Consider the following 13,557-nt stretch of genomic DNA (forward strand, 5'->3'; position numbering starts at 1 on the left):
TGCCCCCATGAGCAGTACGTCCCCCCAGCCCGGCCCCGCCCGGAGCGCGCAGCCCGAGTTCGCGGTGCGCGGCGCCGTCGACCTGTCCGCACTCAACCGTCCCCAGGCGCCGCCGCCCGGGCAGCCCGGCGGCGCACCCGAAGCCGGCGGGTTCGTGGTGGACGTCAGCGAGGCGAACTTCGAGCAGCTCGTCCGCGACTCGACCACCTACCCGGTGGTGATCCTGCTGTGGATCCCGACCGACCAGGCGAACGCCGAGCTGGGTGCCACCATGGGCCGCCTCGCGCAGGAGTACGCCGGCCGGTTCCTGCTGGGCCGCGTGGACGCGCAGGCCAACCCGCAGGTCGCCGCAGCGTTCCAGGTGCAGGGCGTGCCGACCGTCGTCGCCGTGCTGCAGGGTCAGCCCCTGCCCCTGTTCCAGGGCGCCGCCGACGAGCAGCAGATCCGCGGCGTGCTCGACCAGGTGCTGGCCGCCGCCGAGCAGAACGGCGTCACCGGCCTGGCCCCGGGCGGAGCCGCCCCTACGGGCGACGAGGCCGAGCCCGAGCCGGAGCAGCCGCTGCCCCCGCTGCACCAGGAGGCGTACGACGCGATCGAGCGCGACGACCTCGCGGGTGCCGCCGCGGCGTACGAGAAGGCCCTGCGCCAGGACCCGAAGGACACCGACGCCACCGCCGGCCTCGCCCAGGTGCACCTCATGCAGCGCACCCACGGCTCCGACCTCGCGGCCGTGCGCCAGGCCGCCGCGGCCGCGCCGTCCGACGTCGACGCGGCGCTCGCCGTCGCCGACATGGACATGCTGGGCGGCAAGGTGGACGACGCGTTCGCGCGCCTGCTCGACCTGCTGACCGAGACGGACGCCGACGGCAAGGAGAAGATCCGGGTGCGGCTGCTGGAGCTCTTCGAGGTGGCCGGCACCACGGACCCGCGCGTCAGCAAGGCCCGCAAGCGCCTGGCGATCAGCCTGTACTGACCGGGCACTCCGGTCGGCAGGGTCGGCAGTCTGGTCTGCCGATCACCCTCGAGGCCTGGGTTTCTTCGCTTTGAGGCGACTCAAAGCGAAGAAACCCAGGCCTCGAAAGAGTTTGGGCCGCTCCAGGAGGGCCGCTCCAGGAGGGCTACTCCGGGACCAGGACGAGGGCGCCCAGCGGCGGGATGCGCATCGGGGCCGACCACGCGCGGCCGTGGTGCGGGACCGGCTCGGCCTGGACGCTGCCCATGTTGCCGACGCCCGAGCCGCCGTAGACCGTCGCGTCGGTGTTGAGCACCTCGCGCCACACCGGGCCGCCCGCGGCCACCGGCTCGGCCAGGGTCGCGGCATCGGCCGGCGCGACCCGCATCGACGTCTCCGCGGGCTCGGCCGGCGGGAGGGTCCCGACAGGATCGACCACCGATCCGGGCTCGACCCCCGCAGCGCCACGGGTCCGGGGCACGTCCGGCAGCGGCAGCCGGTAGCCCTCGTGCGGCACGCCCGCGAAGTTCACGACCACCACCACCGGGTCCCCCGATCGGGACCGGCGCACGTACGCGAGTACGTTGTGGTCGGCGTCGTCGGACTCCAGCCACTCGAAGCCCGACGGGTCGAAGTCCAGCTCCCACAGCGCGGGCGTCGCACGGTACAGCGCGTTCAGGTCGCGGACCAGGTGCTGCACGCCCGAGTGCCCGGCGTCGGCGAGCAGGTCCCAGCGCAGGCCCTCGGACTCCGCCCACTCCGTGTCCTGCGCGAACTCGCAGCCCATGAACAGCAGCTGCTTGCCCGGGTGGGTCCACTGGTAGGCCAGGAACGAGCGCACGCCGGCGAGCTGCTGCCACCGGTCGCCGGGCATCTTGCGCAGCAGCGAACCCTTGCCGTGCACCACCTCGTCGTGGCTGATCGGCAGCACGAACTGCTCCGTGAACGCGTACACGAGCGAGAACGTGAGCTCGCCGTGGTGGTAGCGCCGGTTGTACGGGTCCTCCGCCAGGTAGCGCAGGGTGTCGTTCATCCAGCCCATGTTCCACTTCAGGCCGAAGCCCAGGCCGCCGCTCGACGTCGGCCCGGTGACCTGCGGGAACGCCGTCGACTCCTCAGCGATCATCATGACGCCGGGCGTGCGGCGGTAGGCGGTCGCGTTCGCCTCCTGGAGGAACGCGATGGCCTCCAGGTTCTCCCGGCCGCCGTGCACGTTGGGCGTCCACTCGCCGTCCTTGCGCGAGTAGTCGAGGTAGAGCATCGAGGCGACGGCGTCCACCCGCAGGGCGTCGACGTGGAACTCCTCGAACCAGTACGTCGCGTTGGCGACCAGGAAGTTGCGCACCTCCCGGCGGCCGAAGTCGAAGATCAGCGTGCCCCAGTCCTGCTGCTCGCCGCGCCGCGGGTCCGGGTGCTCGTACAGGGGCGTCCCGTCGAACCGGGCCAGGGCGAACTCGTCGCGCGGGAAGTGTGCGGGCACCCAGTCCAGCACGATGCCGATCCCGGCCTGGTGCAGCCGGTCCACCAGGTACCGGAAGTCGTCGGGCGAGCCGAACCGCGACGTCGGCGCGTAGTAGCTCGTGACCTGGTAGCCCCACGAGCCGCCGTACGGGTGCTCCGCCACGGGCAGCAGCTCCACGTGCGTGAAGCCCTGCTCGACGACGTAGTCGGTGAGCTGCTCGGCGAGCTCGCGGTAGCCGAGGCCCGGCCGCCAGGAGCCCAGGTGCACCTCGTACACGCTCAGCGGCGCGGAGTGCGGGTCGGACGCGGACCGGGCGGCCAGCCACGCCTCGTCGTGCCACGTGTGCTCCGAGGCGGTGACGACGCTGGCCGTGGCGGGCGGCTGTTCCGTCGCCTTGGCGAGCGGGTCGGCCTTGGCACGCCAGACGCCGTCGGCCCCCAGGATCTCGAACTTGTAGCGCAGCCCCGGGCCGACGTCGGGGACGAACAGCTCCCAGACGCCGGTGTGCCCGAGCGACCGCATCGGGTGCGTGCCGCCCCAGCCGTTGTGGTCGCCCACGAGCCGCACGCCGCGCGCGTTCGGGGCCCACACGGCGAAGGCGACGCCGGCGATGTCGCCGGCCCCGCTCGGGTACCGGTGCGGGTTGGCGCCGAGCACCTGCCAGAGCTGCTCGTGCCGCCCCTCGCCGATCAGGTGCAGGTCCACCTCGCCCAGCGTGGGCAGGAACCGGTACGGGTCGTCGGAGGTCCAGGTGTCCGTGCCGGACCGGGTGCGGATGCGGTAGTCCGGGGCGTGCCGCGACCCGTCCGCCTCCTCGGCGGCCGGGACGACGGCGGCCCACACGCCGGCCCCCTGATGGGTCGCCGCGACCTCCGCGCCGCCGTCGGCGCTCGCCGTGACGACGACCACCTCGTCGGCCAGCGGGCGCAGGGCGCGGACCACGGTCCACGGCCCGTCGAGCAGGTGGGGGCCGAGCACGGTGTGCGGGTCGTGGTGGGTTCCGGACGCGACGGCGGTCAGCGCCTCGAGGTCGACGTCGGGCAGGTCAGCCATGGGTTCACCTTTCCATGCCGGGTACGTGGCGTGCGACACGTAACGCGGACGGATCGCGCGTCGACCTGGTGTTCTGTTCACGCCACGAGCTTGCGACGTTTCAAACCGAGCACGGCGGGCAAAGGTTCGTGGGCTGAACAGAACGTCAGGTCGGGAGAGCCCGTCCAGGTTGCCAGCCGGAGCGGGTCAGGACTCGACCGATCCGCTCCGTCAGCCCCTGCGGCTGCCTGAGGTGCGCGCTACGAAAACGGAGGACGATCGTCCTGCCGCCCTCGAGCAGGTCGTTCTGGCGGACGGCGTCCCGGCCGAGCTGGTCGTCCGAGGAGTGAAAGGCACCGCCGTCGATCTCGGCGATCAGCCAGCGACCGTCGCCGAGGTGCCACACGAGATCGGCGCGTCCCAGGAACTTCCCCTCGCCGTCCCGGAACTCGCGCTGCAGGTCGTCCGGCGGGAAGCCGGCGTCGACGCACCGCAGCCGTGCCTCGGTCTCCAGGGGCGACTCGGCGCGCCCGTCGACGAGGTCGGCCCAGTGGAGCCGTGCGACCAGTCCTGCCCGACGCGCGAGCGCCCGCACCTCGACGAGGTCCTGCGCGCTGATGACCTTCTTGTTGAGCAGGCTGTCGGCGCACTGGACCCAGCTGTCTCGTGAGAGCGTCCGCATCGCCTGGACCAGGGCCAGAGGGGCACGAGCCGCATGGCGGCCGAGCACCTTGACCGCGTGACCGTGCAGGTCGACCTGGCGCACTCGCACGCCTGCTCGAGGGCGGGCGTACGTGCCGCCCGGCAGTGCTACCTCTGCGGTGAGCCGGCGGGGCAGCCCCTCGGCGCCGTGCATCATGAGCGCGATCTCGCCGACCGCCGCGGACCTGGGGTACGACTTCAGCGCGAGCCAGACGGTACGCCAACGTTCCTGGTCGAACTCGTGCATGGTGGCATCGCGTTCATGGGTGTCGTACACGCCGCGGGCCGGCCGCTTCCAGGTGCCCGCGGCGACGAGCCGACTGCGCCGGCTCGTCAGCACACCGTGCTCCTCGCACTGTGCTGCGGACACCAGGCCGCCCTGCCCACGGGCGACCTCGAGGAGAGGCGGGGGAAGGCCCGCTGCTGATCTCATCGCCCCATTGCAGCCGATGGCAGTTCTTGATGCTGCTTGTCCACAGGGCTCGCCGGGCCGCCCCGCGGGAGTTCTGTTCAGACCACGAGGTTGCAACGGTTCAAACCGGTGGATGCGGGCAGAGCCTCGTGGGCTGAACAGAACCTCAGGTGGTCGGGCTCATGAGCTGAGCACGCGCTCCACTGCGGCGAGCGGGATGTGCATCCACGCCGGGCGGTGCCGGAACTCGTAGACCACCTCGTACAGGGCCTTGTCCACGGTCAGGGCGCGCAGCATGAGCTCGGCGGTGCCGACGTCGAGTACGGTGCCGTGGGGTCCCGCTGCGCTCCGTTCCGGGTGGGTGCCTCGTTCCTCGGCCCCCACCCTGCTCTGCGCTTCGCGGTACCCCTCTCCTTCTTCTGGTCGGGGTCCCGCTGCGCTCTGTTCCGGGCGGGTGCCTCGTTCCTCGGCCCCCACCCTGCTCTGCGCTTCGCGGTACCCCTCGAGGAAGCTGATCTGGGCGTGCGACACCCACTGCGGGTCCGTGGCGCGGCCGACGGCGGCGGCGTAGTCCAGCGACCGGAGCAGCCCGGCCACGTCGCGCAGCGGCAGGTCGGGAGCGGTGCGCTCGGCGACCGGTCGCTGCGGCTCGCCCTCGAAGTCGAGCACCTTCCAGCCGCCCGGCGACCAGAGGGCCTGGCCCAGGTGCAGGTCGCCGTGGATCGCCTGCATCGCCACCACCCCGCCGCCGTCCACGACCGCCGACAGACGCGTGCTCAGGGAGTCGTACAGAGCGGTGACGCCCGCGCGGTGCGGGGCGAGGGCGGGGACGTCCGCGAAGGCCTCGGCGGCTCGGCGGCGCAGCACGCCCATGAAGCCCGCGGGCTCGAGCGCCGGGCCGGGGCCCAGCGCCTCGCGCAGGGCGGTGTGCAGGTGCGCGACGACGGCGCCGAGCTCCAGCGCGCGCTCCCCGAAGTCCTCGTCCCGCGCCGCGTAGGCGCAGGCCAGCTCGAACCCGTCGGTCGCCTCGTGCACGAGCTCGGAGAGCACGGCGAGGTGTGCGCGGGCCGGCGCCTCGCCGGCCGCCCCGGAATCCTCGGAATCCTCGGAATCCCCGGCAGTGCCAGGAGCCCCGGGACCGTCGGCCGGCAGCTCGACCGACCCGAGGTAGCGTGGCACTCCGTCCCAGCCGGCCCGGGTAAGAGCCGCCGGGATCACGACGTCGGGGTGCGGGCCGAGCGCCACGGTCCGCAGGATCTTCAGCATCCCGCCGCGGCCCGTCGCGTGCGGCAGGGCGGGCAGCACCACGGAGGTGTTCGACTGCTCGCCGGAGATGCGCCGCGCCCCGGCGAGCTCGGCGCAGTCCTCCGGCTCGCACGTGCCGGGCAGTGCCGCCGTGAAGTAGGCGTGCCACGCGACGGGGTGCACCCCGCCGTCGTGCACGGTGACCCTGCCCGACGCGGTGGTGACCGTGCCGATCAGCCCTGCCTCCTCGGTCTCGGCCGTGTCGGCCTCCGGCTCCGCGGTCGGGGTCAGCACCAGCGGGACCTGGATCACCAGCGACTCGTCGCCGGCGGCCAGGCCGGGCCCGGCCAGCCGCAGGAGCGCGACGACCACGTCGGCGACGCCCCCGAACGTGACCGTGAGCCACGGCTCGTGCGTGACCCCCTCGGCCGGCACCGGGTACCAGCGCTGCTGGGGCAGCCACTTGTCCAGCAGCCGCAGCACCTCGGGGGAGAGGTGCGCGGCTCCGGGGGAGACGTGGACGGGGGGTACCGGGCTCACACCGCTCGCGCCTGCCCTGCCGTGTCGTCCGGCGCGGCCGGTGCTCCGGCCGGCGTGGGCGGAGCGAGCACCAGCCAGTAGAAGTCGCGTGCGCCCCAGGTCATCGTCAGGATGCCGTCGTCGCCCACGCTCGGGAATCCGGCCCCGCCGAACACGTCGGTGAGCGTCCAGCCCGCGTACCCCGGGAGCTTGATCGTCGAGGACCGGGCGGTCGCCGAGAGGTTCGCGGCGATCAGCAGCGTCTCCTCGGAGGAGGAGCGCGTGAACGCCAGCACCGACTCGTCGTTGCAGTCCAGCGCCGTGAAGTCGCCCGTGCCGAACGTGGGGTGCAGCCGCCGGAAGGCCAGCATGTTGTGCATCCAGTGCAGCAGCGACGTCGGCTGCGCGAGCTGGGCCTCCACGTTGGTGTGCTGGTAGTGGTGCACCAGCGACTGGACCAGCGGCAGGTACAGCTTGCCGGGGTCGGCGGTGGAGAAGCCGGCGTTGCGGTCCGGCGTCCACTGCATCGGGGTGCGCACCGCGTCGCGGTCCGGCAGCCAGATGTTGTCGCCCATGCCGATCTCGTCGCCGTAGTAGAGGCACGGCGTGCCCGGCATCGACAGGAGCAGCGCGTTGGCCAGCTCGATCTCCTTGCGGGAGTTGTCGAGCAGTGGCGCCAGCCGCCGTCGGATGCCCACGTTCGCGCGCATCCGGGGGTCGGGGGCGTACCAGCCGTACATGCTGGCGCGCTCCTCGGTGGACACCATCTCCAGGGTGAGCTCGTCGTGGTTGCGCAGGAACGTGCTCCACTGCCCGCTCGCCGGGATGGCGGGCGTGTCCGCGAGGATCTCCAGGAGCTGGCGGGCCCGCTGGTCCCGGATCGCGTAGAAGATGCGCGGCATCACGGGGAAGTGGAAGCACATGTGGCACTCGGGGTCGTCATCCGTGCCGAAGTACTCCACGACGTCCGCGGGCCACTGGTTCGCCTCGGCCAGCATGATGCGGCCCGGGAACTCGGTGTCGATCATCCGCCGCACCCGGCGCAGGAACGCGTGGGTCTCGGGCAGGTTCTCGCAGTTGGTGCCCTCGGACTCGAACAGGTACGGCACGGCGTCGAGCCGGAACCCGTCCACCCCGAGCTGCAGCCAGAACCGGGCGACGTCGAGCATGGCCTCGACGACGCGCGGGTTCTCGAAGTTGAGGTCGGGCTGGTGGCTGAAGAACCGGTGCCAGAAGTACTGCCGGCGGACCGGGTCGAACGTCCAGTTCGACGTCTCGGTGTCCACGAAGATGATGCGCGCGTCCTGATACTGCGTGGCGTCGTCGCTCCATACGTAGAAGTCGCCGTAGGGGCCGTCCGGGTCGGCACGGGACGCCTGGAACCACGGGTGCGCGTCGCTGGTGTGGTTCATGACCAGGTCGATCACCACGCGGATGCCGCGCTCGTGCGCGGCGGCGACCAGGTCGCTGAAGTCCGCCATCGTGCCGAACTGCGGCGAGACGGCGGTGAAGTCCGCGACGTCGTACCCGCCGTCGCGCAGCGGGGACGGGAAGAACGGCGGCAGCCACAGGCAGTCGACGCCGAGCCACTCCAGGTAGTCGAGCCGCTCCACGAGGCCGCGCAGGTCGCCGGTCCCGTTGTCGCCCGAGTCGGAGAACGACCGGATCATGACCTCGTAGAAGACTGCCTTCTTGTACCACTCGGGGTCGTCGGACAGGCCCTTGCGCCGGGCGTCCACCCGCGGCTGCCGCCGGGGCGGCAGCGCCTGGACCGGCACCGGCACCGACGGCGGGTTGGGCATGGCCGGGCGTTCCGGCGCGGCCGGCCGCTCCGGCGTCGGCTGTGCGGGGTATCCCTCCGGGGGCCCGACGGCGGGGCCACCCGGCCCGAACGTCGTCATGCGGGGCCCACCTGCAGCACGTGGGCCACCCGGACCTGCGGGTCGAGGCGTACCCAGGGATGGGCTCCCCAGCCGTAGGTCTCGCCCGACAGGAGGTCGTGCGCCACGTAGAACGGGGCGTTGTCGTCGCCGTCGGGGGCGCTGAGGCCGAGGGCGGAGAGATCCAGGTGCACTACAGACTCCTGCACGTTCCGGGGGTCCAGGTTCAGCACGACCACGATCACGTCGTCGTGCCGCGGGGCACGCCGATCGTTACCCCCTGCTCTCATGGTGCGGCCCGCCGCCGCCCCTGTCGCGCGCGACGCGTGATCGGCCGAGATCCGGCGCGAGTACGCGACCACCTGGTCGTTCGTGGTCGGGTGCACGGTCAGGTTGCGCAGCTGGCTCAGGGCCGGGTGCGTGCGGCGGATCGCGTTCAGCTCACCGAGCAGGAGGGCGATCCCGTACTCGTCGGCACGCGCCCAGTCGCGCGGCCGGTACTCGTACTTCTCGTTGTCGATCTGTTCCTCCACGCCGGGTCGCGGCACGTTCTCCACGAGCTCGTAGCCGGAGTAGATGCCCCACGTGGGCGAGCCCGTGGCCGCCAGCACCGCGCGCACCGCGAACGCCGAGACGCCGCCCTCGATCAGGTAGGGCGGCAGGATGTCGTGGGTGGTGGGCCAGAACGACGGGCGCAGCACCGAACCCTGCGGCCCGCTCACCTCCGCGAGGTACTCCGCGACCTCCTCCTTGGTGTTGCGCCAGGTGAAGTAGGTGTACGACTGGTGGAAGCCGATCCGGGCCAGCGTCTGCATCATCGCGGGCTTGGTGAACGCCTCCGACAGGAAGATGACCTCGGGGTTCGTCCGGTACACCTCGGCCAGCAGCCACTCCCAGAAGTCGAGCGGCTTGGTGTGCGGGTTGTCGACGCGGAACAGCGTGACGCCCCGGTCGATCCACGTGCGGATCACGCCGAGCACCGCCGCGTACAGGCCGTCCGGGTCGGTGTCGAAGCTGAGCGGGTAGATGTCCTGGTACTTCTTGGGCGGGTTCTCCGCGTACGCGATCGACCCGTCCGCGCGCACCACGAACCACTCCGGGTGCTCGGTGACCCACGGGTGGTCGGGGGAGCACTGCAGCGCGATGTCGAGCGCCACCTCCAGGCCCACGGCGCGCGCGGCGCCCACGAAGTCGCGGAAGTCCGCCTCCGTGCCCAGGTCCGGGTGGATCGCGTCGTGCCCGCCGTCCGCCGATCCGATGGCGTAGGGGCTGCCCGGGTCCCCGGGCGCCGCCTCCAGCGTGTTGTTGCGGCCCTTGCGGAACGTGGTGCCGATGGGCGAGACCGGCGTCAGGTAGACCACGTCGAAGCCCATGGCCGCGATGGCCGGCAGCCGCCGGGCCGCCGTCGCGAACGTGCCGGACACCCACGTGCCGTCCTTCTTCTGGTACGCGCCCTCCGACCGGGGGAACATCTCGTACCAGGACCCGGCCAGCGCCAGACGCCGCGAGACCCGCAGCGGGTAGGCGTCCGACGCCGAGACCAACTCGCGCAGCGGCGCGCGGCGCAGGGCGTCGGTGACCTCGGGCGCCGTCGCCGCGGCGAACCGCGCCTGCGCCGGACGACGGGCGTCGGCCAGCGCCTTGCCGGCGGCGGTCAGCACCCGCGCGTCGCGCGCCGTCCGGCCTCCCGCGACGAGCGCGTCGCCCGGCACCAGGCGGCAGATCCGCTCGAACAGGCGCACGCCCTCCGCGAGCATCAGCTCCGTGTCGATGTCCGCCGCGATCTTGATCCCGGCGTCGTGCACCCAGGTCGCGTACGGGTCCGACCACGCCTCGACGCGGAAGGTCCAGTCGCCCTCGGCGTCGGGCTGCAGCTCGCCCCGGAAGTGGTCCAGACCGGGCGCGACGTCGGTCATGGGCGCCCACGAGTGGTCCGACCCGTCGGGGGCGACCAGCACGGCCGTCGCGGACACGGCGTCGTGCCCCTCGCGGAAGACCGTTGCCTCCACGGGGACCACCTCGCCGACCACCGCCTTCGCAGGCCAGCGGCCCCGTTCGACGACAGGGGCGACCTCGAGGACGGGGATGCGGCCGATCCGGCCGGGAGTCGTGTGCGGGCTCACCGGAACACGCTATCGACCGGTTCGGGTGACTCGCCTGCGGGGCGCGCCGAGGTCCGGTGAACGTCGTCGGACGGGTCGGTGAAGCCCGCGGCAACAGGTGTGCTCGCCGGGACAAGTGCGTAGTGTTCTGCCGGTGAGAGCGATCCGCAGATTCACCGTCCGCACGGTCCTCCCCGAGCAGCTCGCGGCGCTCGACGAGCTGGCCCAGAACCTTCGCTGGTCCTGGCACGCGCCGACACGCGAGCTGTTCGCGAGCATCGACCCCGACCTCTGGTCCGACGTCCGGGGCGACCCCGTCGCCCTGCTCGCCGCGCTCGGCTCCGAACGCCTCGCGGCGCTCGCGGGGGACGAGGAGTTCACGGGGCGGGTGCGGGCGGCGGCCGAGGACCTGCACCACTACCTGCGCGACCCGCGCTGGTACCAGGGCCGCACCACGCCGGCCGGCGGCGAGCTGCCGCGCGCCATCGCCTACTTCTCGCCGGAGTTCGGCATCACCTCGGTGCTGCCGCAGTACTCGGGCGGCCTCGGCATCCTGGCGGGCGACCACCTCAAGAGCGCGTCCGACATGGGCGTGCCCATCGTGGGCGTGGGTCTGCTGTACGGCGCCGGCTACTTCCGGCAGTCGCTCACGCGCGACGCCTGGCAGGTGGAGACCTACCCGCTGCTCGACCCGGACGGCCTGCCGCTCGCGGTGCTGCGCGAGGACGACGGTACGCCCGCGGTCGTCTCGCTCGCCCTGCCCGGCGGGCGCACGCTGCACGCGCACGTCTGGGTCGCGGCCGTGGGCCGGGTGCCGCTCCTGCTGCTCGACTCGAACGTGCCGGAGAACGACGACGCGGCCCGCAAGGTGACCGACCGCCTGTACGGCGGCGGCGGCGAGCACCGCCTGCAGCAGGAGCTCCTGCTCGGCGTGGGCGGCGTACGCGCGCTGCGCGCCTGGTCGCGCCTCACCGGCGCGCCGGAGCCGGAGGTCTACCACACCAACGAGGGCCACGCGGGGTTCCTCGGGGTGGAGCGCATCCGCGAGCTCGTCGGCGCCGGCCTGAGCGTCGGCGAGGCCCACGAGGCGGTCCGAGCGGCCACGGTCTTCACCACGCACACGCCGGTGCCCGCCGGGATCGACCGGTTCCCCAAGGAGCTGGTCAGCGCGTACTTCGGTGGCGACAACACGATGACGGGCGTGCCGACCGAGACCGTGCTCGCGCTCGGGGCGGAGGACTACGACGGGGGCGACCCCACCGTCTTCAACATGGCGGTGATGGGCCTGCGGCTCGGTGGCCGGGCGAACGGCGTCTCGCTGCTGCACGGCCAGGTCTCCCGCGAGATGTTCGAGGGCCTGTGGCCCGGCTTCGACTCGCGCGAGGTGCCGATCACGTCGGTCACCAACGGCGTGCACTCGCCCACGTGGGTGGCGCCGCGGCTGGCCGCCGTCGAGGCCGAGCGGATGGGGCTGGACGAGATCACCGCACCCGAGGCGTCGGGGGGCTGGCTCGACCCGGGCAAGGTGTCCGACGCCGAGCTGTGGGCCCTGCGCGGCGAGATGCGCGCCGAGCTCGTGGCCGAGGCCCGGCGCCGGGTGCGCAAGTCCTGGCGCGAGCGCGGGGCGTCCCCGGCCGAGCTCGGCTGGGTCGACGACGTGCTGTCGCCCGACGTGCTCACCATCGGCTTCGCCCGCCGCGTGCCCACCTACAAGCGGCTCACGCTCATGCTGCGCGACACCGAGCGGCTCAAGGCACTCCTGCTGCACCCGGAGCGGCCGGTACAGCTCATCGTGGCCGGCAAGTCGCACCCGGCCGACGACTCCGGCAAGCGGCTGATCCAGCAGCTCGTCCGGTTCGCCGACGACCCGGAGGTGCGCCACCGCATCGTGTTCCTGCCGAACTACGACATCGGCATGGCGCAGTCGCTGTACCCGGGCTGCGACGTCTGGCTGAACAACCCGCTGCGGCCGCTGGAGGCCTCCGGCACCTCGGGCATGAAGTCGGCGCTCAACGGCGGCCTGAACCTCTCCATCGAGGACGGCTGGTGGGCCGAGTGGTACGACGGCGAGAACGGCTGGGGCATCCCCACGGCCGACGGCGTCGAGGACGCCGACCGCCGCGACGACCTGGAGGCCGCCGCCCTGTACGACCTGGTCGAGTCCCAGGTGGCGCCCGCCTTCTACGGCCGGTCCGCCGACGGCGTGCCGAGCCGCTGGCTGGAGATGGTGCGGCACACGCTGGCCACCCTCGGGCCGAAGGTGCAGGCCACGCGCATGGTCGGCGAGTACGTGCACGGGCTGTACGCCCCGGCGGCCGAGGCCGGGCGGCTGCTCGCCGCCGACGGGTTCGCCGCGGCCAAGGACCTCGCGGGCTGGAAGGCCCACGTGCGCGCCTCGTGGCCCCAGGTGCGCGTGGACCACGTCGAGTCGGCGGGGATCGGCGAGGCGGTGCGGGTCGGCGACCGGCTGACGGTGCGTGCCTACGTCTCGCTCGGGCCGCTCTCGCCCGAGGACGTGGACGTGCAGGTGGTGCACGGCCGGGTCACCGAGGCCGACGTCATCGACGAGTTCACGGCCGAGCCGCTCGCCCTCGTGGAGTCCTACGAGGCGGGGCGGCACGCGTTCGGCGGCGAGGTCCGCCTGGACACGTCCGGGCCGTTCGGTTACACCGTGCGGATCGTGCCGCGGCACCGGCACCTGGCGAGCGTCGCGGAGCTAGGCCTGGTCGCCAACGCCTGACCGCTCGTCCGCCGGGTCTCCACCGGTCGAACGTAGGAACAGTCGTCTTCTCGGCGCTCAGGGGGCGACTGATCCTACGTTCGGTGCGCTGGACCCGCCGAGGAGTCGGGCGGGCGATTAGGCGAACCGGGGCCCGGGTGGGGAGAGTGACCCCATGAAGATCAACGTGGACCGTGACGCCTGCTGCGGCGCCGGCCAGTGCGTCCTGCTCGCACCCGACGTGTTCGACCAGGACGAGGAGGGCATCGTCGTGCTGCTCGACGAGCGGCCGTCGGCCGACCAGGACTTCGCGGTGCAGGAGGCCGTGAGCATGTGCCCCACCGGCGTCATCTGGGTGGACCAGAACGCCTGAGGTCGTAGTCCTGCAGTGCCGTGGCCCATCCACTTCGGTCGGGGGCGGGGGGGGGGCGGGGGGGGCCCCCCCCGGGGGCGGCCGCCCCCCCCCCCGCAAAAGCGCCGGCCCCCGGCGGGGGGGGCCGGGGGCGCGGGGGGGGCGCCCCCCGCGCCCCCC

General features: G+C 72.9%; 8 protein-coding genes. 3 read left to right on the forward strand and 5 right to left on the reverse strand.

The window, feature by feature from the left end; all coding sequences use genetic code 11:
• Window positions 1-7: 7 nt before the first annotated feature.
• Window positions 8-973 carry a co-chaperone YbbN gene (locus tag ACH47X_RS23320; RefSeq protein WP_397407360.1) on the forward strand — a complete coding sequence of 322 codons (966 nt, stop codon included), beginning with the start codon at window positions 8-10 and terminating at the stop codon, window positions 971-973.
• A gap of 145 nt (window positions 974-1,118) precedes the next feature.
• Here ACH47X_RS23320 and glgB read toward each other — a convergent pair whose 3' ends face one another.
• The 5 genes from glgB to ACH47X_RS23345 all read right to left on the reverse strand — a co-directional run bounded on the left by glgB (window position 1,119) and on the right by ACH47X_RS23345 (window position 10,327).
• Window positions 1,119-3,467 carry a 1,4-alpha-glucan branching protein GlgB gene (gene glgB / locus ACH47X_RS23325; protein ID WP_397407362.1) on the reverse strand — a complete coding sequence of 783 codons (2,349 nt, stop codon included), beginning with the start codon at window positions 3,465-3,467 and terminating at the stop codon, window positions 1,119-1,121.
• Window positions 3,468-3,612: 145 nt separating this feature from the next.
• Window positions 3,613-4,581 carry a type IV toxin-antitoxin system AbiEi family antitoxin domain-containing protein gene (locus ACH47X_RS23330; protein ID WP_397407364.1) on the reverse strand — a complete coding sequence of 323 codons (969 nt, stop codon included), beginning with the start codon at window positions 4,579-4,581 and terminating at the stop codon, window positions 3,613-3,615.
• Between the two features lie 159 nt (window positions 4,582-4,740).
• Window positions 4,741-6,345, reverse strand: a complete 1,605-nt coding sequence (locus ACH47X_RS23335; RefSeq protein WP_397407366.1) for a maltokinase N-terminal cap-like domain-containing protein — start codon at window positions 6,343-6,345, stop codon at window positions 4,741-4,743.
• A complete protein-coding gene (gene treS, locus ACH47X_RS23340; RefSeq protein ID WP_397407377.1) occupies window positions 6,342-8,126 on the reverse strand; it encodes a maltose alpha-D-glucosyltransferase in 1,785 nt (594 codons plus the stop codon). The genes ACH47X_RS23335 and treS overlap by 4 nt, the downstream gene beginning before the upstream one ends.
• Window positions 8,127-8,221: 95 nt before the next feature.
• Window positions 8,222-10,327: an alpha-1,4-glucan--maltose-1-phosphate maltosyltransferase gene (locus ACH47X_RS23345; protein WP_397407368.1), complete on the reverse strand. Its 2,106-nt coding sequence runs from the start codon at window positions 10,325-10,327 to the stop codon at window positions 8,222-8,224.
• 133 nt (window positions 10,328-10,460) lie between these two features.
• On the opposite strand from ACH47X_RS23345, the gene glgP reads away from it, so the two are divergent.
• Both glgP and ACH47X_RS23355 read left to right on the forward strand, forming a co-directional pair.
• On the forward strand, window positions 10,461-13,046 hold the full coding sequence (gene glgP, locus ACH47X_RS23350; protein WP_397407370.1) for an alpha-glucan family phosphorylase: 2,586 nt from the start codon (window positions 10,461-10,463) through the stop codon (window positions 13,044-13,046).
• Window positions 13,047-13,200: 154 nt separating this feature from the next.
• Complete coding sequence (locus ACH47X_RS23355) at window positions 13,201-13,398, forward strand: ferredoxin (RefSeq protein ID WP_397407372.1); 198 nt, start codon at window positions 13,201-13,203, stop codon at window positions 13,396-13,398.
• Window positions 13,399-13,557 lie beyond the last annotated feature (159 nt).

It is taken from the genome of Promicromonospora kroppenstedtii (assembly GCF_044389675.1).
Lineage (GTDB): Bacteria > Actinomycetota > Actinomycetes > Actinomycetales > Cellulomonadaceae > Promicromonospora > Promicromonospora kroppenstedtii.